This is a genomic window from Roseburia inulinivorans DSM 16841 (assembly GCF_000174195.1).
Classification (GTDB): domain Bacteria; phylum Bacillota; class Clostridia; order Lachnospirales; family Lachnospiraceae; genus Roseburia; species Roseburia inulinivorans.
This window is the reverse complement of the sequence record NZ_ACFY01000159.1, coordinates 1-24,689: the sequence shown is the minus strand read 5'-3', so window position 1 is coordinate 24,689 and position 24,689 is coordinate 1. Positions and strand designations below refer to the sequence as shown.

Genomic DNA, 24,689 nt, shown 5'->3' with positions numbered 1-24,689 from the left:
AACTTTCTTATTCACCATCAGAAATACCATTCCCACGACCAGTTCGGTCACAACTATGATTCGCGCTTTTTTCCCAAGTGCTTTCTTTTCCTCTTCCTCCAAAGGTTTATTCTTATCTTCCAGAGGTGCAAATAAAAATATCCCTATTCCTGCAACCAAAGCCGCAATCATTGTGATATATGTCTGATAAATAAATTCCTCTTTTATCCATAACAATGTTAAAACCAAAATCCCACATGAAAGAAAATAGCAGCTTTTCCATCCCGGTGCATGATATCCGCCTGCTTCCTGCCGCAGCAATATAAATGCAGCCAGAAAAATCATACAATATAGAAATTCCTTCATAAATACGCCAATGACAACGCCCGTTCCAATATTAAAAGCATATACGACAATGGTCTGCAAAGCGAATATATATACATCTTTGTATTCTGATTGAATGCTCCCATTTTCTTCCATGAAGTTTACGATTCCCTCAAAAATCTTTCTCATTTCTTACTCTCAGAAAACTTTTTGAGATTTTCCGGCACTTTAGGCTGATGCAGGATAAAATAGCAGCATTTTGTTGCAGCGCCTGTTGCTACTCTCTCTAGTCCAAATGACATCAGATTGCTTAAATAGCGGTTTAACAGATTTCTCATCTTGATTCCCCCTCTCTTTTTTCCTAATGATACCATTTTTCGACAAAAAATCCCTGAAACGTCAAGAATCGTATGGTTATCTGTAACTTTTTTATTTTTACGCAAAAAAAGATACGTCTAATGACGCATCTCCTATTTCTACCCGTAATTTCACAGAGAAAAAATTTCATACAATAACACCGTTACCCTAAATTGATTATCCCTGTCATCAATGATAACTTCCCCATTATACCCTTTGGATATCTTCCTTACTATATTTAATCCAAATCCATGTTTGTGTTTTTCTTTTTTCGTTGTAATATAATTATTTCCACTCTTTTTTCTTTCTTCTTCGTAATGATTAGAAACTGTCATCATAAGGTTTCTTTTATCCACTCGGATTTCTACATAGACAGCGCGTTCTTCAACTTTTACTTTTTTAGATGCCTCTATCGCATTATCCAACAAATTTCCAAGACAGATACCGATATCCTCTGTTTCCACTTTTAACTCTCTCGGTATCATCAGCTTTGTATCAAATCTAATATCAAATGTCTCGGCAACAGCCGCTTTATAGTTAATGATACTGTCAAAATAGAAACACCCTGTATTTGAAACCTTTCTTTGTTTATGGAACTTCTCTAAAGAATTATCACAATATTTTTCGAGAGCTTCATAATCCCCTTTCTCCAAATACATTTTCTCCATCAAATACCGTTCCGTCATATTATGGCGAAATTCACTCATTTCTACCCACAGATTCATGTTTTCATTGTACTGTCTGAGATAATATTCACTTTGTTCCTGCAAAACCGCTTCCCGTACCCGTTTTTCTGCTGTCTCTCCGATCTTGTCATACAAATAATATGTAAAAATATTAATCAGCATTACCATAAGCACTGCCACAAAATCTAACGTCTCACTCATACTTTCCTTGTGACAGATTATTTCAACCAAAATAACAATGCTCCCTACCGGAATCACAAAAATCTGAACCCATTCCGCTATGTTAAGTTTTATATTTTTATGCCGCTTTATGCGCGCCAACAATATGTTTATAAAGAAAAACATAACCAGCTTGGAAATCAGCATCAACAAATATTCTTCGTTTTCCACATTTACTCTAACTTCACTTTTCTGAACAAATATCTGCCATCCATAATAAGTCAATACTTCTGATAATGCTCCGCTGATTGCCATAAAGATGGTAACTGCCGATAAAACCCATGTAGAATCTGTATATAAAATACGTAAAGTCAAAAAAAATGAGACAACAAATGTCCATGTATTGTCCCACGCACTATTAGCAAAATTATAAGTAAAAAAATTAGAAATGACAAAATACATTCCCCATACGCAGCATTCACACACACCGCTATGTCTTCTTTGTGTCAGAACTTTTTGTGCAAAAATCCTCTGAAACACTAAAGAAAAAATTTCAATAGCAGTCAGCATTACTTTCATCATTTAACTTATCCTCATCAATTCAATATAACTTTTTCGTACTTTATCCTTGTATTTGGGACCTATTTTAAATTCCTTGCTGTCATCCATCACTACTTTTTCAAACCGAAACTCTTTTACATAATTCATATTGACCAAATATGATTTACTAATCCTTAAAAACTTGATATTCATCTGTTCTAACTGTGCTTCTACCTCATCCAGTTTTTTATAAAATGAATAAACTCCATCTGTACTGTAAAGATTCACTTCTCTCTTATCACTCTCGAAATAGCGAATTTTGCTTACCAAAATCTTATATGGAACTTTTTTATATGTATACTCAAATATTTCTTCTTTTTGGCTCATAGCCTTAAATGCTTCTTTCAATGCACTTTCCAATTTCACCTCTGAAACAGGCTTGTCTATAAACCCAAATGGTTGTACATTAATGATTTCCTTACAATACTGATCATGGTAGGAAATAAAAAACAAAATTACTCTGTTATCCTTTTTCCTAAGCTGCCTTGCCGTTTCAACTCCATTTATCCCACCCATTTCAAGATCCAATAGAATAATATCCATATTCCCTTTTTGCTCAATTTCCCACAACAAATCTTCTCCACTTTGAAAGCATTTTATTTCTACATTCAGCCCCAAACTGTAAACGATACTCTTAACCATCTTCTCTTGTATCTGAAGCTCTTCTACTAAATCATCACAAATCCCAATTCTTATCATATCCTTTACTCCGTGGCTGTAATAACTAATGCTTCCGTTTTGCCAGGCTCTTAACCAAAGCTTTTACCATATCATAAACGATCCTGATGTCCTCTTCATTGCATTCTTTCAGTTCCTGCGAAATTTCCTCATCAAAAACAACTTTCCCTCTTACCAGATTATCACAAATCAGCTCGTCCAATGTCGTATCAAGAGCGTTTGCAATATCCGTCAGGGTTCCTAAACTTACTTTTGTTCTTCCTCGCTCTATATTACTCATATGCGGATTAGAAATTCCAACAGCAGATGCAAGCATCTCCTGCGTCCATTTTTTCTTCGCCCGACGCTCTTTTATTCTCGTACCTATTGCGCAATAATCTAATTCCATTCGTATCTCCGAAACTCATTTTCCTTTATCATATCTTTTCCACAAGCATTAAAGAATACTCTATATGCTAATTTATTTCCCTATATTTTAATAATCTGCAAGAAATTTATTATTTTATATGAAAATTCTTGTTTTCATCTTAGCATATACGATATTTGATGTTTATTGCCAATGTGTAACTCTATTATATTTCTATTTTGTCCTAGATATTTCTTTTTCACTTTTTAGTCTTTGGGTTAAAATGAACGTTCAAGGTGGTATCAGACTGATCTCCTCCCCAGTCCACCTAAAAAAGTCAGCGCTTTCGTTCCTGAATTTTTTCCCTCTATAAACCGTTTTCATTCCACTATCATTTATTCTATCTTCCACACATCGCTTCTTCCCTTCTTCCGCTCCGCTCTCTGTATCTGTTTCACAAACCTCTTCATGATCAGATTGTTTCATTTGAGACTTCTTTGTTGTCTCTTCACAATAAGCCTTTTTACACTCAAATTGTTTCATCGAAACCGGCTCTCTCTCCCCACATTTCCAGCATACCTGACTTAACCATGAAACTCGACATTCCCTTTTCCTGATTGTTTGTGCATAAAACACGCACAACGGATGTAATATCTGTTTCAGCGATATCTCTGCGTACAGCATCTCTCAAATAATCCTGATTATTGTTTCTATTCAATGCCACCACATACAATCTGTTTTTCACACTCTCGTAGTCCTTTACCTCAAACGGAAGCAAATTTTCATTGTTTTCCATGTTTTTTTGGTATATCCGGGCAATAGCGGTCAAAATATTTTCCATATTCCCATCATCCTCATATGTCCGATAATAATCTTCAAGATAAGCCTGATTGCCTCCACATTATTGCGGAACTTTGCTTTAGGACCTCCCTCGTACAGACGATGTTCCGGCTGATAGTGATAATTCAGTGTACCGTCCCGAAAACGCTGTTCCATTTCCTTTGCCATATCCATGGCATACTTCTCATTTGCCTGCCCGATGCGGCTCATGTTTTCTATCCGTTTCTTTGCTGCTTACGAAAAATCTCCATCCTCTACGGACTGCACAACCGCCTGAGCCACTACTCCCTCTGTGTAATTGGTTTGCAGAAGCTCTGCATTTTCAATCAGGACTACCGGCAGTCTCTCTATGACCTTATATCCATGAAGCTCCTGTAGCTGCTCTATATCTCCCAGTTCAACCGTGTGGTTAGTCATACTGCTCCTTAATGGTGTCCACAAACTCTTTCAGCTTGTTATTCGCCGGAATTAAATCTACTCCTGTCTCTGTCCTTATCATGTAGGACTCTTTATCCGGCAGTTCTTCGTTCATCACGATACACTTCAAAATGTCATAAATTGTCACGGAAAGCTGCTCTGGTGCGGTCACTCCGCAAAGTTTTGTTGTGTGCCTCTGCCCGTCAAAGTCAATCAATGCGACCTTACAGCCCTCCTTAGACAGCAGATATGACAGGGTTGTGGCGGTCGTGGTCTTACCTACTCCGCCCTTTCTGTTTACAATTCCTAAAACCTTGCCCATACGTTTGCTTCCTTTCTCTTCTTGAATTTGTTATTTTGGTTACATTTGATTTGGATAAAAATAGGGTTAAGCACTTACCTCCTTCCACGTAAGAACACTATAGGTTACAATTTGGGAAAATAGATTTTGCACCAAAACTGAGATTGATTAGAAATGATAAATTTGAAATACACTTGAAAAATAGATTTTTAGCTCCTTATGGTATTTTAGTGTCAAGTTATCCGATTTCCCTTTTTCAGAATGAAAACTAGGTTGTTTTCATCCTGATTTTCCGTTTTCACAGCAACTTCTGTTTTGGACGAAATCAGCGGAACCCCTTGATTTTACTGGCTTCTCACTAACTTGACACTATAATACCATTATCCCCCAATACCGGATTCGGATAAGCTGTAAAACCCGGCAGCCTGCGTGCACCGCGGATCAGGTATGCCTTCATTTTTTCTCCATATAGATAGGCATCGTTACCATCTGTAATGCCCCACTGCATCAAAAGTGCTGCACTTCCGGTCACAAACGGTGTCGCCATGGATGTTCCGGTACGCACCTGATAGCCGCCGCCCGGTGCGCAGGACATGATCTCCACCCCCGGAGCCACAAGATCGGGCTTTACCTGATTGGTTGCCCTCGTATAACCTCTCCCGGAAAATGCAGCTGCCTGGTCAAATCTCGCATCGTATGCCCCGACAGTGATCACTTTCGTCGCTGTAGAGGGAATCGTGAGAGTTGTCTCCTCCACCGGATTTAAAAATCCCGTTCCGCTGTTTAACACATTTCCTGCCGGAAGCCACATGTCAAACGCGCCGTCTGTAATCCGGATGGGAGTGAGCCTGATCTTCCAGATTCCATCGTCAATGTAACTGCCCACTGGGATAAAATCCAGATAAATTTCCTGGTAGGGATTGTACGGACTTGGTTCTCCATAATACACCAGAAGGTTTGTTTCTCCCAACTGAAATCTCTGGGTTCCCTGTATCCGCTGCAATGGTCCGATCGCAGTTCCGCCCGGATGGATCACAGAGACACCGATCTCATCCACATAATTTTTCCAGATCTGCAAATTTAAGGATGCCTCATACGCGCTCACCGCAATCTCAACCTCCTGCTCCTCATTCAGCGTCAGTTTTCCCGCTGTATGGACTGCTGCGCTCCCTTCATTGCCACTGCCGATCACAATAGACGTTTTCCAGTAATTCGCCATGTCATCCAGATAGGTCTCTATCAGTGAATTCCCGGAATGGGAACCGTAATTATTGCCAAAGCTTAGATTTAATGCAATTGGTTTTCCATACTGCCTTGCTCTCGCAATACAGAAATCCACAGCACTCATCAGTTCCGTTGTTTTCGGAAACGAAGTCTCTCTCGGCACACCAAGTTTCACAACGATCAGTTCACTCTCATATGCCACGCCGCGGTACCGCCCATTGGAAGCCCTGCCATTTCCTGCCGCAATGCCTGCAACATGCGTACCATGCCCGGATGCATCCCTGCTCGGGCAGATTGCGTACCGCTCCTGCTCACTCTCCTGCCTTAACGCCAGATTAATCGTCTCACGCTCGTAGACCGTGTCAAGCGTCTGATCCCACAGCACAGCAATTCTTGTCGTTCCGTCACTGTTGCAAAAATCCGGATGTGCATAGTCGATCCCTGAGTCAATGACTGCCACAAGCACCTCTTTTCCTGTCAGATTACCGGTCAGACTTGTACCCTGACCGGTCTGCAGCGGATTGATGCAGGAACTTCTTTTTCCGTTTTCCACTGCAAAAAAAAGTCGTTTTGGCTTTTCCATATACTCAATTTCAGGAATGGATGCGACAAGTTCTACCAATGGCTGTGGAATCCTTAGAATTGCATATTCATTTGTGAGATCATAAATTCCAATCCTGGCCTGCTCCTTGGGGAAACGCTCCGCCAGCTTCTGTCGCAGTTCCTCTGTCGTTCCAAAAAATTTAACGATCACCTCCCATCGATTCTCTGTAACATCATATCCCACATCCAGATTTAAGGACTTTTCCCGCTCCTCCTGTGTGGCATCCAATGCCAGATTTAGTATATTTTCTATCTTTCCACAGTTTTCCTTCATGCGCTTTTCCGTTTTTTCTCTATTCTATGCATGAATCCATCCCCTTAGCATAAAATAAACCAAAATAGAATGCGACCAGAATGTAAGGAAAAATATATGTGTGGAATTGCAGGTTTTTATAACGCCAAAGGAAATTATCAACAGCAGAAAGAAAAATGGACGTCTGTACTGGTTTCCATGCACGAATGTCTTGCGCACCGTGGAAATGATGAATCCGGGATCTATCTGTCAGATATGGCCGGTCTCTCCCATGCGCGTTTAAGCATCCGCGACATTGTCACCGGAACACAGCCGATCATACGCCAAAAGAACGGAAAGGAATATGCGATCGTATACAATGGCGAATTATATAACACCGGGGAACTCGCCCGCGATCTGCGGCAGTACGGCTATGAATTTTCAACAACCACGGACACCGAAGTCATTCTTTACGCCTATATGCATTATGGTGTCAATTTTGTCCGGAAACTGAATGGAATTTTTGCCTTTGCCATCTGGGATGACAGCAAAAAACAACTTCTCTTATACCGCGACCGCGTAGGAATCAAACCGCTTTTTTACTCATTTGTATCCGGACAGCTCCTGTTTGCCTCTGAGCCAAAGGCACTTTTTTGTTTTCCGGGATTCACTCCGAGGCTTTCTATGGATGGCATGCGCGAAGTTCTCGCGATCGGACCTGCCCGGACCATGGGAAATGGAATTTTTGATGATGTAAACGAAGTTCTTCCCGGACATTATCTCATTTTTTCTGAAAATACGATGTCCGATCACACTTACTGGGATCTGTTCCGCGCCCCGCATACCGATTCCTATGAACAGACAGTGGAAACTGTCTCTTTTCTTCTGCGCGATTCCGTGACCAGACAGATGGTATCCGATGTCCCGGTGTGCACTTTTTTGTCCGGCGGCATTGACTCAAGCATTGTCACTGCGATTGCCTGCCGTTACATGGAAAAACACGGTGAAACCTTAAATACTTTTTCCTTTGATTTTAAGGACAATGACATTTATTTTAAATCCAACGCCTTTCAACCGGAGCGTGATCTTCCTTATGTCAAAATCATGTTAGATCACTATCACACAAATCACACCTGTCTGGAATGCGATGAAAACACGCTCTTTTCCGCACTCAGAGATGCCGTCGACGCAAAGGATTTTCCGGGTATGACAGACGTGGACTCCTCACTGCTCTACTTCTGTTCCCTTGTAAAAAAACACAATAAGGTCGCACTGACCGGGGAATGTGCCGATGAGATTTTCGGCGGATATCCGTGGTTTTACCGGGAAGATCTTTTATCCAGAGATGGCTTTCCGTGGTCCGCGGATATGTCTGTGCGAACACTGTTTCTTAAAGACTCCTTCATAAAAGATCTCGATCTTGCCGCCTACTCCCACGACCGTTACCAGACTTCTTTAAACCAGGCACCACACCTTTCAGACGAGACGGAAACCGAGCGGAAACGCTATAATATCGCTTATCTGAACATCAAATGGTTTATGCAGACACTGCTCGACCGCATGGACCGCACAAGTATGTACTCTGGTTTAGAAGCCCGTGTTCCATTTGCTGACCACCGCATCATTGAGTACGTTTTTAATGTTCCGTGGGAAATGAAATACCAGAATGGCGTTGAGAAAGCTCTGCTCCGTGATGCCTGCAAAGACCTGCTCCCGGCGGAACTTCTGCACCGGAAAAAGAGTCCTTACCCGAAAACCTATCATCCCGGCTATGAGAAACTTCTGATTGCAGAAATGCAGCACATCCTTGACCAGCCGGATGCACCGGTCAAGACCTTCATCGACACAAAAAAACTCGAAACCTTCCTAGAGGCACCGACCGAATACGGAAAGCCGTGGTTCGGACAGCTCATGGCAGGACCGCAGCTGCTCGCCTACTTCATCCAGATCAACTACTGGATGCAGAAATACCACCTGAATCTGTAATTTCCGGATGGGTGGAAGCGCAGCCCCGGCTGTCCGGTCTGGCAGTCTGCCGGGTTATATCATTTATGTATGCATGGAAAGGAAGCGGGGCGCAGAATGAAACTTGTTCAAATTGCTTATTTATCAATGTTTCCTTTTTGACTGCTCTCATTGTTTATATTCATTCAGCAATGGACAGTCCGCACAATATGTCCGTTTCATGACACACACTCGTCTTAGGTTTCTCGTGTGTGCGTTACATGCCAGAAGATCAGCAGAGAAGCAGGGCAAAAATCACCCGGTTTTCCTTTTGATTTTTGCCCTGCAATAAACGATGCTGATTCTGGCATTTACGCACACTAGAGAAAGCTAACGAGTGTGTGTCTGAAACGGACATATTGCGCGGACTGTTCATTGATGAATGTACATAAACCAGCAGTCAAAAAAGAAACATTGATAAATTTACGCAATTTTTCACGAAAGTTTCATTCTGCGCCCCGCTTCCTTTCCATGCATACACAAATAATATAACCCGGCAGACTGCCAGACCGGACAGCCGGGACAATGCTTTCAGTTATTCGGAAAGTACTTTGTTCAGGATGTCTGCGAGCGGAACCATGGCGTTTTTTGCCTCCTGCACGGTATTAGTCTGAGCCCCGACCTCGACAAGCAGCGTTTTCGGACAGTAATGCATGTTGAAACGGTAGCCTTTGAGGTAGATTTTTCTTGTGTATCCTGGGTAGTATTCTGCTGCGGTAAGCTGCATCTGAAATGAAAATGCCAGATTATCCGCTATGTATGGATTGTACAGATAGGCGATATCCCCCAGTTTGGTCGTTCTGCTCAATCCATTAAAAAACATTACTTTTGCCATGTCCGTTCCATTCACATTCGTGACAAGCCTTGTGTTCTCCCCCACGCCATCCCGGTGCAGATCTATGACCACGTCAATGCCCGGGTTGTCTGCCAGTATCTGCTCTAATGCCGGTGCTGCTTTGGAATACGCCTTATCACGGATGGTATCATATTCCCCGGTGTCGTGTATGACATTGTATCCGTATTGCTGCGTCAGCAATTCTGTCAGATAATCCCCAACGCCCACAACCGTAGTCGATCGGTCTCCCGGAATAGAATCCGCATACCCTTCCAGTGAATGGGTATGATAAATTAAGATCTGCGGTGTGCCCGCATCATGTGCGATTTTCATGTTTTTTCCAGTGAGTGCTGCCACATTTAACTGATCACTTTTTACAGTTGTAGTACTGTCTACCTGATAAAAGTTCTGCACAAGGTAATCAAAATCATTTAATTTCTCCAGAGAATATTCGACTGCCTTCTGTGTTGCTGTCACGGGCTGCGCAACTGTGAGAGATGCCTGCCCTGCGGAATCGGATGTTTCCTGTGAGGTATCCGGGTTCTGTGCAGTTGCAGCTGCCTGCGAATTATCGGCGTTCTGTGCACCGTCTGCTGCCTGTGGATTATCAGCGTTCTGTGTGCCGTCAGCCGGCTGTGGACTGTCTGTACCACCATTATTTTGCATCACAACCTGTCCGTTCTCATCCACGTAGTTCTCGTCCAACGCTTCCATCGCAAGGATCATCTCATAGGAAAGCGTGCTCTCTGCATCCGTTTCATAGGATTTTATCTGAACCGTATAATCTGCAATTGGAAATAATATTTTCTCCACTTTGGCAAGAAAATGGTTACCGTTTTCCTTCTCTTCATAGTGAAGCCCCGGTGCCAGCACATCCACCACTGCCGTCCCTGCCATTTTTACTGCTGCTTTTTTCCCGATACTCCAAAGCTCCTGCCGCTGTACAAAAAATGTTACAAGTGCTGTAACTACCAGCATTCCCATCAGATATTTTCCATATTTATTTTTCAATCTTTTTTTTTGATAACTTCTATAACCATGAAAATACATAATACAACTTATGCCAGTTTCCATTCATTATGCAAAAATGTTGTGATCGATCAAAGCGATATTTAACCCCTCTGATATAGTAAAACTTAATCTTTTGACAGATTCATCAATATCTTTTGGTGTCACAAACATGGTGTTCAGATTCGGAGACAACAGCTCCCGGATCAATTCATATTTCTCTGTCTCATTGAGTTCTCCAAGAGTGTTGCCAAGCGTCTTAAGTTCGCTGCTCTGATTCATCGCCGTGATCAGATTAAACATCGTATCATTTACTATAGTGGCAGCGTCAACGACCGTTGGAACCCCGATTGCAATAACTGGAACACCAATGCTTTTCTCATTTAACCCGTGTCTGTGATTGCCGACACCGCTTCCCGGATTGATTCCGGTGTCCGTCACCTGAATGGTCCGGTTGAGACGCTTGGTATTTCTTGCTGCAAGCGCATCAATTGCGATCACAACATCCGGTTTTGTCTCCTTCACAATTCCATTCACGATCTCCATAGATTCCATGCCTGTCTGTGCCATTACACCCGGAACAATACTGCTCACGCGATTGACATGCTCTTTTCCAAACGCATATTTTCCGTATTCATTGATAATATGTCTCGTAATGTAGAGATTATCCACCACTCTTGGTCCCAATGCATCCGGCGTTACTGCCCGGTTTCCAAGCCCGACGATCAGTACGGAGACATCCTCTTTTTTTACGCTGATCAACTGCTTTAACACTCTGGCAAGCTGCTCTGAGATCTCTCTGTGATAATCTTCGTCCTCCTCATCCATATTCGATGCCTCGATCGTGATATAAGTACCTTTGGGTTTCTCCATGGCTTTTGCACCATTCTCCGTCTCGATCACCACTGTGCTGATGGTCAGATTTTTACTGACATGCTCCTCCGAAAAACGGACACCTTTCAGTTCCACTTTATCTTCCTGCATTTTTTCCTGCGTCTCTAATGCAAGGTCTGTTCTGATCTGGTACATATGCGCTTCTCCTCTTTCTGATTCTATGGATATAGATAATTGCGGAACTCCTTCTACACTTCTTTTGATTATAAGCAATTGTCTCTTCTTTCAATTGTCCAATCTGTACTTTCATGAGTTCCCGCTCATTTTACTTAGTATGTCCTTTCCCCGATAATTTATCCGCAGCTTTTAGCGAATCTGCATTCACATTCAGATGAACCTGAAATTCAGAAAAAGCTTTTCTAAAATATTTCAAAAAATTTGCAAAAAATGTCATTTTATATATTGACAGCATTATAGAAATATCCTATACTACTCTAGTATGTTTACATTGAACTGTCCGTGTCCGGCTTTAATGTAACAATCATGAACAATTACAATCATAAAAAAATTGGAGGTGTACAGATTGGCTAACATTAAATCTGCAAAGAAGAGAATTTTAGTAACTGAAACAAAAGCTGCTAGAAACAAATCTATCAGATCTGAAGTGAAAACAGTAACCAAGAAAGTTGAGGCTGCTGTTGCTGCAAACGATAAGGAAGCTGCAAAAGCTGCATTAACAGTTGCAATTTCTACTATCGAGAGCGCTGCTTCTAAAGGTGTTTATCACAAAAACAATTCTGCTAGAAAAGTTTCCCGTTTAACAAAGCTTGTTAACGCAATGGCTTAATAGAAGATAAATTAAAATTCGCGAATTCAAAAATCACCAGTACCGTCATACTGGTGATTTTTTTATACAATAGAATGCACTCAAAGCGTGCATTCTATTGTTTGCTGTATTTCATTAAAAAGAGTTCCACTGCCATCTGGTCATTCATTCGGCCGGTCTTTACCGCTTCCTCAAAATCCACACCATCCCGGATTGCCTGCTTTAACTGCTGCATCGTAAATCCTTTTGCCTGCGTCACATTTCTTCGCACTGCAAACGGCGGGATTCCTGCTTTCTGTGCCATCGTATTATTATCAAATCCCTTTTGCGACATATCCTTGACATTCAACAGGATCTGAAACTGTCTGGAGATCAGATACATAATCCGCATGGACGGCTCTTTTAATGTCAGCAGGTCATAATACAGGTCCAGCGCTTTCTTCTGATTATGCTCCGCGATCGCATTGACCATATCAAAAATTTTATTTGTGGTCTGCTCTGTCGTCACTGCCTCCACGTCCTTCGCCTCGATGACATCCTTATCCATACAGTAACAGATCAATTTTTCCAGCTCGCGGTCAATATTGCCCATATCCGTTCCGGTTTTGCTCAAAAAAAGCTGCATGACAGAACCTGTGATATTCTTCCCCTCTTTTTTCAGACGTGTCAAGATCCAGCGTGTCAGAAGTTCCTCTGTCTGTATTGTAAACTCCACAATCTTTCCTACATTTTTCACTGCCTTATAGAGCTTCGAGCGCTTGTCCACTTCCTCCTCCACAAAAAGAAACAGTGTCGTATCCGGAACCTGCGGCATATACTCTGCCAACTCCTCACAACTGCCCTTAAAAAAGCCGCTGTTTTCAATCAGGATCACTCTCCGGTCGGCAAAAAAAGGAAGGGTTTCCGACAGGTCGATCACCTCTTTCGGATTTGTGTCTTTTCCCTCATACGCAGTAAAATTCATCGTATCATCCGGCTGCACCAACGCTTTTTTCAGCTTGTCTTTGTACTGTTTTTTCAGGTACGCCTCGTCGCCGTAGAGCAGATATATCTTTTTAAATTGTCCACTCTTAATATCTTCATCAATCGTTTTCATTGTCACCTGTTATCCAATCAAAGTGTACTGCATCAGTTCATAATGTAATCTGCTTCCCTCTGTGATCTCCATTGGGAGCAGCGCTCTTGCCACCAGTTTCAGCTCGCCGTCCGGCTCGTCTACCCTTCTTAAATGTGCATAGTCACCATCAATTTGTTCTACCATATAGTCACATACTAACATATGTTTCCTCCTTTGCATTTATACTCTTTCCAGATAATTGCAAAACTCATCATAATCTTCTTTCAATTGTTCAAAATCAACAAAAACATTCAAGACACGCTTTCGCTATGTGTCTCTCGCAACGGTACTAAGAAGTCAGGCACAACTTACCGTTGTACCAGCCTTCTAAGTACCGGCGGTTCCCCAATGTCTTTCATGTCTTTTGTTAATTTTTCACAATTCAATCTACACTTTCATGAGTTTCGCAATTATCTATAAACTCTTTCCCCATTATATAGAACAATTCATCTTCCTTCAAGGAATTTTTCCACCACAGGTTTTCCATTTTCCATATGGATGCGGATACGTCCGCACTCCATTGTCTCATAGACTGCACTTCCGCTCTCCTTTATATTGCAGAGTGCCTCCTCACCCGGATGCCCATAGCGGTTGTTTTCCCCACAGGAAATGGTTGTGATCTCCGGTGAGAGTGCCATTAGGAAATCCCGACTGTTGGAATATCTCGAGCCGTGATGCGCCGCCTTGTAAAATGTGACGCTGCCAGCCTTTTTGTGTTCCACAAGATACTGTTCTTCTGTGCTGCTGATGTCCCCGGTAAAAATACCGGAAAACTCCTGATCTTCATAGCGCAGCACAAGGGACAGTGCATTCTTATCATCACTTTTATAAGTTTGATCCGGGAAAATGCAACGCAGCCCCGCCTCACCATCGGTGAATATGTCACCGCAGTCCATTTTCAAAATTTCTGTTCCATACGTTTGCGCCAGTGCCAAAAGTTCCTGATAGGCTTCGTCATTTAATACATATTTTGAAAACACAATATGATCGATCTCATACTCTGCCTGCAAGATCTCCTTTAACCCTGAAATATGGTCTGCGTCTGTGTGTGAAACAATCCAGTAATCTATTTTTTTCACACCCTTTGCTTTCAGGAACGGAAGCATCCGGTATGTTCCGACTTTACTCACATCCGTACTGCCGCCGTCAAAAAAGAAATTTGTCCCCTCTTTCGTGTGAAGATACATACCGTCCCCCTGCCCCACATCCAACACATCTAGCTCAAATCCCTTCACCGGGTTATGCAATACTGCAAGCAGCATAAAACAGCCTATGAAAACAAATCCACGCCGTTGCTTCATCTTTTTCATTGCGAAAAGCACGGCTCCCAATATCAGATAAAAAAGCAACAGTTTCTGCCAATCCGGCTGCCCTGTGATCCAGACAGCCCCCGGTAAACTGACACTGAGCCTGCACACCTTCTCATAAAATACCAAAATCCAGTGACAAGGCACAAAAAGAATCCCTGCCGCACGGACAGACAGTAACCCAACAAAGCCGCCAAGAAGTCCAAGAAACAACAGTACTCCAATGATCGGCAGCACAAAAAAATTGATAAGCATTGACCAGACCGGCACCTCATAAAAGAAATAAGCCGTAAGCGGCACCGTTGCAAGCTGAATTGCAAAACTCACCAGAAAGTTCTCCGAAAAAGTAAAGAACGGCTTTTTATTTTGATCAGTGTCTGTCCCACAGCCACAATTCCAAGCACCGCTGCAAATGACAGCAAAATCCTGCATACCAGAGCAGATAAGGGTTGTCCAATAAAATCACAATGGCGGACAGTCCCAGAGCAGACAGCGTATCATAACTCCTTCCAATCCACTGTCCGAACAATAAAACGAAAAACATGAGCACCGCGCGTATGGTCGATGTCCCAAGTCCAGACATCATCCCATAGCCGCCGATGACCGTGCCTGCAATAACACCGGAAGTCAAAAAGGAGCATTTTATTTTCCGAAGCAATTTATAAAGTCCCATCCCAATCACAGAAATATGCAGTCCGGAAATCGCCAGCACATGGGAAATTCCTGCTTTCTGATACATCTGCTTCACCTCTGCGTCCAGAAGATTTTTCTCTCCGAGCGTCATCGTGGAAAGCACACCAGCATCTGATGTGCTCATACAGCTTTCGTATACACCGCTTATCTTCCGGCGCAGCCTGTAAATTTTCTCCCCGAATCCATCCTCTGCTCCGTAAACATTTTTCACAATAGCTTCCTTCAGTTGAAAATCGATCTTTTTGGATTCATAAAATGCTTTTGCGTCAAAATTACCATCATTGGATGCACTTTTCCACAATTCAACCGTTCCTGTTACAATAAGGGTTTGCCCGATGGAATCATCATCGGAAGTCTGATAAAAAAGAATTTGATTGCATGGCAGTATCTCCTGCCCGATAGATAGATAACAATGATCTAAATAATAGGAATATTGTCCGTTTTTTAACTGTTTGCTGCATAGTTTTCCCTGCACAGTCACCTGCATTCCATCCTGTAGTTTTGACATATAGTTCTGACGGAATGCCTCATTTCCTGCAAAATGAAATATCCCTGCCAAAAAAAATGCCAGAAAACATCCCACACGAAAGGCTGGGTACATCCACGCTCTGGCATTTGCCATACTGTCTTTCTCACTACAGTTACGGATCGTATTGTGCCATAAATTCCATACAATTCCAAACAGTATTCCGGCAGCAACTGCTGCCAGATACCATTTTTGATACCTCATAAACAAAATTCCAAGAATCAATCCAGATGCCATTTCACATAATGGCCGTTTAAACAATAATTACTGTTCCTCCGTTTCTGTCTCCTCTACAACCTCTGTATCCGTTTTCGCTGTTTTGGCGATATAATCCAGATTCCTGTCATACATATCTGCAAGTTTGAAACTATCCCGATATACACCGCTGGTATCGCCATTCACGGAAATCTGCACTTTACTGATGGAGGATAACTCTGACAATGAATCCACAATAGAATAAATCACAATGGCTTCATTCACTGAATAATCCTGATTCTTAAAGTTCTCATCAAAGCTGACATAGCATACCCCATCCACAAGCGATACGCTCATTAATTTGGTTTCCGAAGGAATTGCGGACCTGGCATTCTTCGATTCCGGTCCTTCGAGGAGCTGCTCCATGATCAGTTTTTCCAACGAGATATTACTGCTATAGTGAACCCGTCTTGTCTCTTTCACGAGTCCGTCTCCCGCCTGATTGGAAAAATAAAGTGTCAGATTCGTATTCTGGATCGAATTGATCTGTTCTCCGGGATTCTCCACAAAGCTTTCTGCATACATCGTTCCAACCATTTTACCATTCACATCCGTCAGAGGCTTTTCATCCACATAAAAAGACACACAGTCGATCCCGGAAATCTGCGTCATCGTGCGAACCACTGCTGCCCTGCACAAAACTTCTTCCACTTCCTTCATATTCAGATAATCTGCATCAAAATAAATGGTGAGAAGTGCTCCATCCAGCGAATACTTTGTGATCTCCACATCATTTGGAATCGGTTTACGGTATTCCACATTATCCGGATCTGAACTTAAGGCGGCAAAAAATTCTTCGATCAATGCATCTTTCGTTGTTGCGGACGCATCATAAGGCACCGCTACAATCCCGGTTTTATCTTTATTCAGATATTCGATGTTGTATTTACTTGTCTCTTTTCCATTCGAGCACCCCACCAGTAAAAGCATGCACAGAAATGCCAGAAGAAAGACTATTTTTTTTCTCATTACTTTTTTACTCCATTACCAAAAATCTGCTGTCACATATCGCACTACGCGATGTAATTCAAAGGAATACGGACATTGAAAATGGTTCCCTCTCCCTCTGTACTGAACACTTTGATCGCACCGCGGTGCATCAGCACTGCATTGCGGGTGATTGCAAGCCCAAGACCGGTTCCACCGATCTCTCTTGAGTGGGACTTGTCCACGCGGTAAAAACGTTCATAAATATGCTCTAAGGAGTCCTCCGGAATACCGATACCCGAATCCTCGACCTTCAGATAGAAATACTGGTGATCCGCGTTCAGTGTGACATGCACCCATCCACCCGGTTTATTATATTTGATCGCATTCTCGATCAGATTCGTAAATGCAAGTGTGATCTTCACCTCATCCACATCCGCGGACACCGGGCGGAAGCTTTCTAACACAAGTTCCACATTCTGTTTCTCCGCAATCGGGTTTAACCGCTTCAAAATCTGCTCCAGCAGCTCATTGATGTTCATATTGGTAACATTTAAGTCTGCCGCGGATTTATCCATTTTCACCAGAGATAGAAGGTCGTTGATGATCTTCGTCTCACGGTCGATCTCATTTCCGATATCGCCCATAAACTCTTTGTAAAGTTCGATTGGCGCATCTTCCATGCTGTTAAGAGAATCTGCCAGAACTTTCATGGATGTCAGCGGTGTTTTTAACTCATGAGACACATTGGATACAAATTCCTGTCTGGAATCATCCAGCACTTTCATTCTGCCTAACATCTCATTAAACTTTTTACAGATTTCAATTGTTTCCGTGTAATCATTCACAGACAGCGCATCTTCCCCATATCCGGTTTTGATCTCATCGATAGACTTTGACATCTTATGGAAAGGCTTTACCAACTGGATACTTAAGATCACTGCAAGGAAAACTGCCGCCACAGCACAGATCAACTGGATCACATAGGCGTTTCTCGCCAGATACTCCATATTGAGGTTAATGCTGTCCGTCGACACACTGACTAACATAACACCTAAAACCTCTGTTGCCCCGGTCTGTTCCACCGGTCTACTCAATGGAACGGTCAGTTCAATATAGCGGTTTTCCGCGTCATATTTTTTGATCTCCTGGCCGTAATAACTCTCAATTACCTCTTTGGAAATGATCGTCTTATTCGTGTCAAGATCATACGTATCCTTGATAATGTGAAACTCATTATCGATCACCATGACACGGCCATCATAAATATTCGATAACTGATCTAATTCTGCATTGATAATCGTTGAGTTTGGATAATTCAGATAATCATTGGAAACAATCTGATTCGCCAGGATTTTTGCCTGGCTTAAGATCTCACTTGTCTTGATTGAAACAGACCGGTCCTCATATGTCTTTACAATTCCAACTTTTAAAACGATTCCCGGTACAATTCCAAAAAGGATTAAGAAAAGTATCAGTCTGAATTTCAGACTTTTAAAAAAATTAATAACATTTTTAAATCTGGACATTCTTTCGCACCCTGACTAATTCTGGTAATAGTAGTATCCCACACCCCACTTGGTATGAACATACTTTGGCTCGCTTGGATTCTTTTCGATCTTCTCTCTGAGACGTCTGACATGCACATCCACAGTTCTGACATCCCCCGGATACTCGTAACCCCATACAAGATTGAGCAGATTCTCCCTGCTGTATACTTTATTCGGATTATTGACCAAAAGTTCTAAGAGATCAAACTCTTTTGCAGTCAGATTCACTTCTTTATTCAGGATAAACAATCTTCTGCTCTCGCAATCCAGACGAAGATCACCCGCTTCAATGACCTTGGAATCCTCTTTCTTCGGCTGGCTTCCTGCGGTTCTCCGCATAATTGCCTTGATTCTTGCTTTGACTTCCAGGATGTTGAACGGCTTTGTGATATAATCATCTGCTCCGTATTCCAGACCGAGGATCTTATCCATGTCATCGCCTTTTGCAGTCAGCATCACGATTGGCATATCAGAGAATTCGCGGATGTGCTGGCATACTTCAAATCCATCCATCTTCGGAAGCATGATATCCAAAAGAATCATATCATAATGATTCTCTGTTGCCATTTTCAGTGCCTCTTCCCCGTCATATGCACAGTCCACTTCCATTCCATCCTGCTCTAAACTGAAACGGATACCTTTTACGATCAATTTTTCATCATCAACAACAAGAACCTTTTTTGCCATTTTTACACCTTTATACTATCCTTTATTTTGTTAAAAACTCCTTCTTTGATTCCATCCACATTCATGATCTCCTCAATAGAAGAAAATCTGCCGTGTGCTTCCCGGTACTGAAACAATGCCTCTGCTTTTGACTGCCCGATTCCCGGAAGCGTCATAAAATCTGCAACACTTGCCCGGTTAATGTCCAGTAAGCCATCATCCACATTGCTCTCGGATTCTTCCTGTGCAGCCGCCACTTCTTCCATGGTCGGAATTCTTAACATCTGTCCGTCCGTGACAAACTCTGCCTGATTTACCGCTTCCATCCCGGCATCCTCTGTCATCCCGCCAGCCATCGCTACTGCTTCATAAACACGGCTGTTCTCCGGCAGCTCATACACTCCCGGATTTTCTACTGCCCCGCAGACATACACCATACAACTGCCCATCTCTTCCTGGCAGTCTTTCTCCTCTGTCTGCGGAACTTCACTTGTCTCTGTCTGTATTTTCTCCAAATACACATTATTCCTGGAACCACATCCACAGAGCACTCCCATGCAGAATATGATTACCAGGAATACTTTCCTCTTTCGATTCATAGCATTCTCCTTCTCCACTGGATGCATCATCACAGATGGATGAAAGAGCCCTCAACGCCTGATGTATATATTTTAACGAAATTTTACAAATATGACAAGACTATTAAATATATTATATCCATTTTTTAAAAATATTGAGATATTGTTTCTTTTAATGTTACCCAAAATTCTTTTGCATCCTGTGAATCCGGTACCGGGATCGCATTTTCGTAAGCCTGATAGGCAATCTGTTCCTTCTCGTCTGCGTCCTCTGATAATTTTACGGAATAATGACCGCCAAGTCCATGAAGTTCTCCTGACATGGTAAGTGTTACATACTCTGCAAAATCAGCCGCTTTTTCCTTTTTCTCCGAGAAATCATTCACAACCACAAGGTCTGTCAACGCTGCGGAAGATGCCTGCAGTGTGTCGTTCAATGCCAGAAGTTCCCGGATCTCATGATCTGTTCCTTCGAGTTTTGTGAGGGAATCTGAGTCCACGATCGCACAGAGGGTTTTTTCCCTCATTAAAATCCGAGATCACACTCTCCTCTGTGACTGTCGCCGCATCAATGGAAAATGATTCGAGGATCTGTGAGAAAAATTCCAGATCTTCGTTATACAGCCCCTCATCGTAATTCACCTGCATCGTTTCCACTTCATCTTTTACAAAGCTGACACTGTTCGATATAAATGGAAAATCATAAAACGCATCATTCACATCCCACTCTAACAGATACTGCACATTTTCCGGTGGCTCATTGTCGATGGAATAATCAATGATTGCCTGCAATGTCTCCGGTTCTGTCTCAAAATAACCATTTTTATAGACAAACAGACAGGTATTATAACTTAATGGATACGCATACATTTTCTCTTTGTAAGTGGACGCTGTCACTGCATTCGACGCCACGGTGCTCTCATAAATATCAGATGCCGTGTTTTCTGCTGCAAGTCCGTAAAGATATGCTTCCTCTAACTCATCGCTTCCGATCATGTAAATATCCGGAAATGTTTCTCCCTGCATCGTTGCCGTGTATACTGCATCCATGTAATCCATGCTGTCCTGATACTCTACATCCACAACAATACCGGTATCCTCATAATATTCTTCTGCCGCCTTCTCAAAAAACTTCTGATAGCTTTTATCGCTATACCAGAACATCAAATCAGCAGGCTGTTTTACCACCCTGCTAACTGATGCTGTCTCTGTTCCATTTTCCGTTTCATTTTCTTTCTGTTCATAAGTGCTGTGTCTGGATACAACAACGGCACCTCCGATCACCAGCACGCCGATACAGCCCGCTGCGATCATTCTCTTCTGTACTACTTTCATTATAAAATACTCTCCAGCCTGGATATCATCTCATCCACATCTTTTTCTTCAATGATAAGTGGCGGTACAAAACGAAGTACATTCGAACCTGCTGTGATCACGATCAGTCCTGCCTCCAATGCTTTTGCTGCAATCTGGCCTACCGGTTTTTCACAGACAACACCCTGCATGAGTCCCATACCTCTTCGCTCGGTCAGGAAATCATACTTTGCAACCAGTTCATCTAATTTTTCTCCAGATACGGTGCGACCTTTTTCACATGCTCTGTGATATGGTCGCGCTCCATCATCTCAAGTACTTTATCTACAGCGGCTCCCACAAATGGATTGCCTCCATAGGTCGTACCGTGATCTCCCGGTGCCAGAGATTTCTCTGCGACTCTCTCTGTCATAAGGAAAGCGCCGACCGGGACACCACAGCCAAGTGCCTTGGCACTCGTCATAATATCCGGCTTCACACCATAATGCTGCCATGCGAACATTTCTCCGGTTCTTCCCATACCGCACTGGATCTCATCTAAAATTAAAAGAATGTCATGCTCATCGCAAAGTGCACGCACACCCTTTATAAATGCTTCTGTTGCAGGATAAATTCCACCCTCACCTTGTACTGTCTCAAAAATAATAGCACAGGTTTTGTCATTAATCAAAGCTTTTACGCTGTCAAGATCATTAAAATCTGCAAATTTTACTCCGGGAAGCAGTGGTTCAAACGGTTCCTGATAATGTTTATTGCCTGTCACAGACAATGCTCCGATACTTCTTCCATGAAAGGAATGGTTCATTGCAATGATCTCATGTCCTGCATGTCCGTCTCTGGTGTAAGCATATTTTTTTGCCGCTTTGATTGCACCCTCGATCGCCTCTGTACCGCTGTTGGTAAAGAAAACACGATTCATCTGGCTTGCGTTTAATACCCTTTTTGCCGCATTCATGATCGGGACATTATAGTACAGATTGGATGTGTGCATCACTTTGTCAATCTGCGCTTTCAGTGCGTCGTTATACTCTTTATTGTTGTAGCCAAATGCCTGCACGGCGATTCCTGCCGCAAAATCCAGATACTCTTTTCCGTCTGTATCATAAAGATACACACCATCCCCATGATCAATGACCAGTGGAAAACGATTATATGTATGAAGAAGCGCACTCTCTGCTCCATCAATGTAATCCTGTTTATTCATGATAATACTTTGTCTCCTTATCCCCTAAGATTGCAGTTCCAATTCCTTTGTTGGTAAAGATTTCCAACAATAGACAGTGTGCGATACGTCCATCTAAAATATGCACTCTGGAAACTCCGTTTTCGATCGCATCAATACAGTTGTTTAATTTCGGAAGCATTCCGCCGCCGATGTATCCGTCTTCGATCAGTTTTTTCGCCTCTGAGATTGGCAGTTCCGAGATCAGCGTGGAAGGATCTTTCGGATCTTTGTATACACCCTCGATATCGGTTAAAAATGCTAATTTCTCTGCGTGGACTGCTCTCGCAATCGCGCAGGCGGCATCGTCTGCATTGATGTTGTAGCTGTCATAGTTTTCATCCATGCCGATCGGGCAGACGATCGGTAGAAAATCTTTTTCCAGAAGATCATATAAAATCTTCGGGTTGACCTGTGTGATCTCGCCGACGTAACCGATATCCTGTCCGTTGGAATATTTTTTCTCCACCTTTAACATTCCGCCGTCTTTTCCGCTGATACCGACAGCATTTACACCCAGCTCCTGCACCAGTTTTACAAGAGATTTGTTCACTTTATTTAATACCATCTCCGCAATTTCCATCGTCGCCTCGTCTGTCTTGCGCAGTCCGTTGACAAACTCCGGTTCCATGCCGGCTTTCTCTACCCATCTGCTGATCTCTTTGCCGCCGCCGTGCACGATGATCGGCTTGAAACCTACCAGTTTTAATAAAGTGACATCCTGAATGACGTGCTGCTTTAATTCCTCGTCCACCATGGCACTTCCGCCGTATTTGACAACGATGATCTTACGGTTAAAGCGCTGGATATATGGAAGTGCCTCGATCAGCACCTCCGCTTTTTTCAAAAGTTCGTTCATGTTTTTTTCTTCCATTTTTCTATCCCCCTAAGAACGGTAATCCGCATTGATTTTTACATAGTCATAGGTCAGGTCACAGCCCCATGCGGTAGCGGATGCATTGCCCATTTTAACATCTGCGATCGCAGTAACGGCAGGTTCAGACAGGATTCTGGTTGCCTCCTCCTCACTGTAATCCACCGCAACACCATTTTTGATGATCTGCATTTTTCCTGCGGCACTCTCAAAGAACAAATCGACTTTTTCCGGGTCAAACGCTGCACCGGAATAACCCATTGCACAGAGGATTCGTCCCCAGTTTGCGTCATGTCCGTAAATAGCTGCTTTGGTGAGACTTGACGTAATGACAGACTTACTTAAAACTTTCGCCTGTTCTTTGCTCTCGGCACCGATGATCTTCACCTCAAACAATGCGGTTGCGCCCTCGCCGTCGCCTGCCATTTTCTTTGCCAGCGTCTCATTGACAAAGTTCAGTGCCTTGCAGAATTCCTCATAATCTGCATTTTTCTCTGTGATCTCCGGGTTTTCTGCCAGCCCGTTTGCAAGTAACAGACAGGTATCATTCGTGGAAGTGTCACCGTCAACAGAAATCATATTGTAGGTGTCCTGCACATCAGCGCTCAATGCCTCCTGCAATAACTCTTTGGAGATTGCCGCATCTGTTGTGACAAAGCTAAGCATCGTACACATATTCGGATGGATCATGCCGGAGCCTTTGCACATGCCTCCGATCGTTACTGTTTTTCCACCAATCTTGATGGTCACTGCCACCTCTTTGTTTTTTGTGTCTGTGGTCATGATCGCTTTGGAAGCCTCAGTTCCGCTCCCGGTATCTCCTTTTAACAGTGGCACCATGGCATCGATCCCGTTACAGATACGGTCGATTGGGAGCTGCATGCCGATAACTCCGGTAGATGCAACCAACACCTCGTCTGCTGCAATGCCTAATACTTTTTCTACTTTCTCAGCTGTCTGCCTGCAATAGCCCATGCCTTCCTCTCCGGTGCAGGCGTTGGCAATTCCTGCATTGATGACAACCGCCTGTGCTGCTTTGCTGTTGTATACGACATTGTGATCCCATTTGACCGGAGCCGCCTTTACGATATTGGTCGTAAAAGTTCCTGCTGCCTTACATGGAACTTCACTGTAGATCATTGCCATGTCTTTTCTGTCTTTGTATTTGATTCCTGCTGCTGTACTTGCTGCCTGAAAACCTTTTGCTGCGGTCACACCGCCTGTGATCTGTTTCATGATTTATCTCCTTATGATTATTTGTTATTTAGACAATTGCGAAACTCCTCCTACTCTTCTTTCAATTGTTCAAGATCAACAAAAACATTCAAGACACGCTCTCGCTATGTGTCACTCGCAACGGTACTGCTCATTCTTCGCAGTACTTCGCAAATTCATTTAAAATCTGCT

At 42.8% G+C, this 24,689-nt stretch carries 27 protein-coding genes and 1 pseudogene; 2 read left to right on the top strand and 26 right to left on the bottom strand.

Annotation, left to right across the window (positions count from 1 at the left end):
- The 11 genes from ROSEINA2194_RS17260 to ROSEINA2194_RS17210 form a co-directional block, all read right to left on the bottom strand.
- On the bottom strand, positions 1-492 hold a 492-nt coding region (locus tag ROSEINA2194_RS17260; RefSeq protein ID WP_009860956.1), incomplete at its 3' end, for an accessory gene regulator B family protein.
- Positions 489-641, bottom strand: a complete 153-nt coding sequence (locus ROSEINA2194_RS17255; protein WP_227970395.1) for a cyclic lactone autoinducer peptide — start codon at positions 639-641, stop codon at positions 489-491. The genes ROSEINA2194_RS17255 and ROSEINA2194_RS17260, both read right to left, overlap by 4 nt.
- Before the next feature lie 150 nt (positions 642-791).
- Positions 792-2,087 carry a sensor histidine kinase gene (locus tag ROSEINA2194_RS17250; RefSeq protein ID WP_009860954.1) on the bottom strand — a complete coding sequence of 432 codons (1,296 nt, stop codon included), beginning with the start codon at positions 2,085-2,087 and terminating at the stop codon, positions 792-794.
- Positions 2,088-2,804: a LytR/AlgR family response regulator transcription factor gene (locus tag ROSEINA2194_RS17245; protein ID WP_009860953.1), complete on the bottom strand. Its 717-nt coding sequence runs from the start codon at positions 2,802-2,804 to the stop codon at positions 2,088-2,090.
- A 25-nt stretch (positions 2,805-2,829) separates the two neighbouring features.
- Entirely contained in the window at positions 2,830-3,171 is a 342-nt protein-coding gene (locus ROSEINA2194_RS17240) for a helix-turn-helix domain-containing protein (protein WP_009860952.1), read from the bottom strand.
- Between the two features lie 249 nt (positions 3,172-3,420).
- Positions 3,421-3,672: a hypothetical protein gene (locus ROSEINA2194_RS17235; RefSeq protein WP_009860951.1), complete on the bottom strand. Its 252-nt coding sequence runs from the start codon at positions 3,670-3,672 to the stop codon at positions 3,421-3,423.
- A complete protein-coding gene (locus ROSEINA2194_RS17230) occupies positions 3,659-3,970 on the bottom strand; it encodes a DUF5688 family protein (protein WP_009860950.1) in 312 nt (103 codons plus the stop codon). Before ROSEINA2194_RS17230 ends, ROSEINA2194_RS17235 begins: the two co-directional genes overlap by 14 nt.
- Entirely contained in the window at positions 3,955-4,179 is a 225-nt protein-coding gene (locus ROSEINA2194_RS17225; protein WP_009860949.1) for a hypothetical protein, read from the bottom strand. Before ROSEINA2194_RS17225 ends, ROSEINA2194_RS17230 begins: the two co-directional genes overlap by 16 nt.
- 24 nt (positions 4,180-4,203) lie before the next feature.
- Entirely contained in the window at positions 4,204-4,386 is a 183-nt protein-coding gene (locus tag ROSEINA2194_RS17220) for a hypothetical protein (protein WP_009860948.1), read from the bottom strand.
- Complete coding sequence (locus ROSEINA2194_RS17215) at positions 4,379-4,708, bottom strand: ParA family protein (RefSeq protein WP_009860947.1); 330 nt, start codon at positions 4,706-4,708, stop codon at positions 4,379-4,381. Before ROSEINA2194_RS17215 ends, ROSEINA2194_RS17220 begins: the two co-directional genes overlap by 8 nt.
- A 337-nt stretch (positions 4,709-5,045) precedes the next feature.
- Positions 5,046-6,788: a S8 family peptidase gene (locus ROSEINA2194_RS17210; RefSeq protein WP_009860946.1), complete on the bottom strand. Its 1,743-nt coding sequence runs from the start codon at positions 6,786-6,788 to the stop codon at positions 5,046-5,048.
- A 96-nt stretch (positions 6,789-6,884) separates the two neighbouring features.
- Here ROSEINA2194_RS17210 and asnB point away from each other — a divergent pair, with 96 nt between their 5' ends.
- Entirely contained in the window at positions 6,885-8,732 is a 1,848-nt protein-coding gene (gene asnB / locus ROSEINA2194_RS17205) for an asparagine synthase (glutamine-hydrolyzing) (protein ID WP_044928705.1), read from the top strand.
- 553 nt (positions 8,733-9,285) lie between these two features.
- On the opposite strand, the gene spoIIP is transcribed toward asnB, so the two are convergent.
- On the bottom strand, positions 9,286-10,569 hold the full coding sequence (gene spoIIP / locus ROSEINA2194_RS17200; RefSeq protein WP_252832724.1) for a stage II sporulation protein P: 1,284 nt from the start codon (positions 10,567-10,569) through the stop codon (positions 9,286-9,288).
- A gap of 93 nt (positions 10,570-10,662) precedes the next feature.
- On the bottom strand, positions 10,663-11,622 hold the full coding sequence (gene gpr, locus ROSEINA2194_RS17195) for a GPR endopeptidase (protein WP_009860940.1): 960 nt from the start codon (positions 11,620-11,622) through the stop codon (positions 10,663-10,665).
- Between the two features lie 388 nt (positions 11,623-12,010).
- On the opposite strand from gpr, the gene rpsT reads away from it, so the two are divergent.
- A complete protein-coding gene (rpsT, locus tag ROSEINA2194_RS17190; RefSeq protein ID WP_044928703.1) occupies positions 12,011-12,274 on the top strand; it encodes a 30S ribosomal protein S20 in 264 nt (87 codons plus the stop codon).
- Positions 12,275-12,368: 94 nt separating this feature from the next.
- Here the strand turns inward: rpsT and holA are convergent, their stop codons facing one another.
- The 13 genes and pseudogenes from holA to argJ all read right to left on the bottom strand — a co-directional run bounded on the left by holA (position 12,369) and on the right by argJ (position 24,518).
- Positions 12,369-13,349, bottom strand: coding sequence for a DNA polymerase III subunit delta (holA, locus tag ROSEINA2194_RS17185; RefSeq protein ID WP_009860937.1), 981 nt, complete (start codon positions 13,347-13,349; stop codon positions 12,369-12,371).
- Positions 13,350-13,358: 9 nt separating this feature from the next.
- Positions 13,359-13,532 carry a hypothetical protein gene (locus ROSEINA2194_RS17180; protein WP_044928701.1) on the bottom strand — a complete coding sequence of 58 codons (174 nt, stop codon included), beginning with the start codon at positions 13,530-13,532 and terminating at the stop codon, positions 13,359-13,361.
- A 284-nt stretch (positions 13,533-13,816) separates the two neighbouring features.
- On the bottom strand, positions 13,817-15,004 hold the full coding sequence (locus ROSEINA2194_RS20700) for a ComEC/Rec2 family competence protein (RefSeq protein WP_009860935.1): 1,188 nt from the start codon (positions 15,002-15,004) through the stop codon (positions 13,817-13,819).
- A 43-nt stretch (positions 15,005-15,047) separates the two neighbouring features.
- Positions 15,048-16,100 (bottom strand): ComEC/Rec2 family competence protein, encoded by a 1,053-nt coding sequence (locus ROSEINA2194_RS20695; RefSeq protein ID WP_172727161.1) that lies wholly within the window; start codon positions 16,098-16,100, stop codon positions 15,048-15,050.
- A 60-nt stretch (positions 16,101-16,160) separates the two neighbouring features.
- Positions 16,161-17,120: a GerMN domain-containing protein gene (locus ROSEINA2194_RS17170; protein ID WP_009860933.1), complete on the bottom strand. Its 960-nt coding sequence runs from the start codon at positions 17,118-17,120 to the stop codon at positions 16,161-16,163.
- A 44-nt stretch (positions 17,121-17,164) separates the two neighbouring features.
- Positions 17,165-18,607 carry a sensor histidine kinase gene (locus ROSEINA2194_RS17165; RefSeq protein WP_009860932.1) on the bottom strand — a complete coding sequence of 481 codons (1,443 nt, stop codon included), beginning with the start codon at positions 18,605-18,607 and terminating at the stop codon, positions 17,165-17,167.
- 15 nt (positions 18,608-18,622) lie between these two features.
- Positions 18,623-19,315, bottom strand: a complete 693-nt coding sequence (locus ROSEINA2194_RS17160) for a response regulator transcription factor (protein WP_009860931.1) — start codon at positions 19,313-19,315, stop codon at positions 18,623-18,625.
- 2 nt (positions 19,316-19,317) lie between these two features.
- Complete coding sequence (locus tag ROSEINA2194_RS17155) at positions 19,318-19,893, bottom strand: helix-hairpin-helix domain-containing protein (protein ID WP_021923325.1); 576 nt, start codon at positions 19,891-19,893, stop codon at positions 19,318-19,320.
- Positions 19,894-20,018: 125 nt separating this feature from the next.
- The gene (locus tag ROSEINA2194_RS22360; protein WP_252832716.1) at positions 20,019-20,399 is read right to left on the bottom strand and encodes a hypothetical protein; all 381 of its coding nucleotides are present in this window, start codon (positions 20,397-20,399) and stop codon (positions 20,019-20,021) included.
- Positions 20,329-21,207, bottom strand: coding sequence for an extracellular solute-binding protein (locus ROSEINA2194_RS17150; RefSeq protein WP_009860928.1), 879 nt, complete (start codon positions 21,205-21,207; stop codon positions 20,329-20,331). The genes ROSEINA2194_RS22360 and ROSEINA2194_RS17150 overlap by 71 nt, the downstream gene beginning before the upstream one ends.
- A pseudogene (locus ROSEINA2194_RS17145) lies at positions 21,207-22,390 on the bottom strand (aspartate aminotransferase family protein). The gene ROSEINA2194_RS17150 and the pseudogene ROSEINA2194_RS17145 overlap by 1 nt, the downstream one beginning before the upstream one ends.
- The gene (gene argB, locus ROSEINA2194_RS17140) at positions 22,383-23,282 is read right to left on the bottom strand and encodes an acetylglutamate kinase (protein WP_009860925.1); all 900 of its coding nucleotides are present in this window, start codon (positions 23,280-23,282) and stop codon (positions 22,383-22,385) included. Before argB ends, ROSEINA2194_RS17145 begins: the two are co-directional and overlap by 8 nt.
- Positions 23,283-23,294: 12 nt before the next feature.
- A complete protein-coding gene (gene argJ / locus ROSEINA2194_RS17135) occupies positions 23,295-24,518 on the bottom strand; it encodes a bifunctional glutamate N-acetyltransferase/amino-acid acetyltransferase ArgJ (protein ID WP_009860924.1) in 1,224 nt (407 codons plus the stop codon).
- Positions 24,519-24,689: the final 171 nt, after the last annotated feature.

What these genes read in the sequence shown, in the direction of transcription:
- ROSEINA2194_RS17255 (WP_227970395.1), bottom strand. Translation starts at nt 641, where the DNA reads ATGAGAAATCTGTTAAACCGCTATTTAAGCAATCTGATGTCATTTGGA.
- ROSEINA2194_RS17250 (WP_009860954.1), bottom strand. Translation starts at nt 2,087, where the DNA reads ATGATGAAAGTAATGCTGACTGCTATTGAAATTTTTTCTTTAGTGTTT.
- ROSEINA2194_RS17245 (WP_009860953.1), bottom strand. Translation starts at nt 2,804, where the DNA reads ATGATAAGAATTGGGATTTGTGATGATTTAGTAGAAGAGCTTCAGATA.
- ROSEINA2194_RS17240 (WP_009860952.1), bottom strand. Translation starts at nt 3,171, where the DNA reads ATGGAATTAGATTATTGCGCAATAGGTACGAGAATAAAAGAGCGTCGG.
- ROSEINA2194_RS17235 (WP_009860951.1), bottom strand. Translation starts at nt 3,672, where the DNA reads ATGAAACAATTTGAGTGTAAAAAGGCTTATTGTGAAGAGACAACAAAG.
- ROSEINA2194_RS17230 (WP_009860950.1), bottom strand. Translation starts at nt 3,970, where the DNA reads ATGGAAAATATTTTGACCGCTATTGCCCGGATATACCAAAAAAACATG.
- ROSEINA2194_RS17225 (WP_009860949.1), bottom strand. Translation starts at nt 4,179, where the DNA reads ATGAGCCGCATCGGGCAGGCAAATGAGAAGTATGCCATGGATATGGCA.
- ROSEINA2194_RS17220 (WP_009860948.1), bottom strand. Translation starts at nt 4,386, where the DNA reads ATGACTAACCACACGGTTGAACTGGGAGATATAGAGCAGCTACAGGAG.
- ROSEINA2194_RS17215 (WP_009860947.1), bottom strand. Translation starts at nt 4,708, where the DNA reads ATGGGCAAGGTTTTAGGAATTGTAAACAGAAAGGGCGGAGTAGGTAAG.
- ROSEINA2194_RS17210 (WP_009860946.1), bottom strand. Translation starts at nt 6,788, where the DNA reads ATGAAGGAAAACTGTGGAAAGATAGAAAATATACTAAATCTGGCATTG.
- asnB (WP_044928705.1), top strand. Translation starts at nt 6,885, where the DNA reads ATGTGTGGAATTGCAGGTTTTTATAACGCCAAAGGAAATTATCAACAG.
- spoIIP (WP_252832724.1), bottom strand. Translation starts at nt 10,569, where the DNA reads ATGGGAATGCTGGTAGTTACAGCACTTGTAACATTTTTTGTACAGCGG.
- gpr (WP_009860940.1), bottom strand. Translation starts at nt 11,622, where the DNA reads ATGTACCAGATCAGAACAGACCTTGCATTAGAGACGCAGGAAAAAATG.
- holA (WP_009860937.1), bottom strand. Translation starts at nt 13,349, where the DNA reads ATGAAAACGATTGATGAAGATATTAAGAGTGGACAATTTAAAAAGATA.
- ROSEINA2194_RS17180 (WP_044928701.1), bottom strand. Translation starts at nt 13,532, where the DNA reads ATGTTAGTATGTGACTATATGGTAGAACAAATTGATGGTGACTATGCA.
- ROSEINA2194_RS20695 (WP_172727161.1), bottom strand. Translation starts at nt 16,100, where the DNA reads ATGAGGTATCAAAAATGGTATCTGGCAGCAGTTGCTGCCGGAATACTG.
- ROSEINA2194_RS17170 (WP_009860933.1), bottom strand. Translation starts at nt 17,120, where the DNA reads ATGAGAAAAAAAATAGTCTTTCTTCTGGCATTTCTGTGCATGCTTTTA.
- ROSEINA2194_RS17165 (WP_009860932.1), bottom strand. Translation starts at nt 18,607, where the DNA reads ATGTCCAGATTTAAAAATGTTATTAATTTTTTTAAAAGTCTGAAATTC.
- ROSEINA2194_RS17160 (WP_009860931.1), bottom strand. Translation starts at nt 19,315, where the DNA reads ATGGCAAAAAAGGTTCTTGTTGTTGATGATGAAAAATTGATCGTAAAA.
- ROSEINA2194_RS17155 (WP_021923325.1), bottom strand. Translation starts at nt 19,893, where the DNA reads ATGAATCGAAAGAGGAAAGTATTCCTGGTAATCATATTCTGCATGGGA.
- ROSEINA2194_RS22360 (WP_252832716.1), bottom strand. Translation starts at nt 20,399, where the DNA reads ATGAGGGAAAAAACCCTCTGTGCGATCGTGGACTCAGATTCCCTCACA.
- ROSEINA2194_RS17150 (WP_009860928.1), bottom strand. Translation starts at nt 21,207, where the DNA reads ATGAAAGTAGTACAGAAGAGAATGATCGCAGCGGGCTGTATCGGCGTG.
- argB (WP_009860925.1), bottom strand. Translation starts at nt 23,282, where the DNA reads ATGGAAGAAAAAAACATGAACGAACTTTTGAAAAAAGCGGAGGTGCTG.
- argJ (WP_009860924.1), bottom strand. Translation starts at nt 24,518, where the DNA reads ATGAAACAGATCACAGGCGGTGTGACCGCAGCAAAAGGTTTTCAGGCA.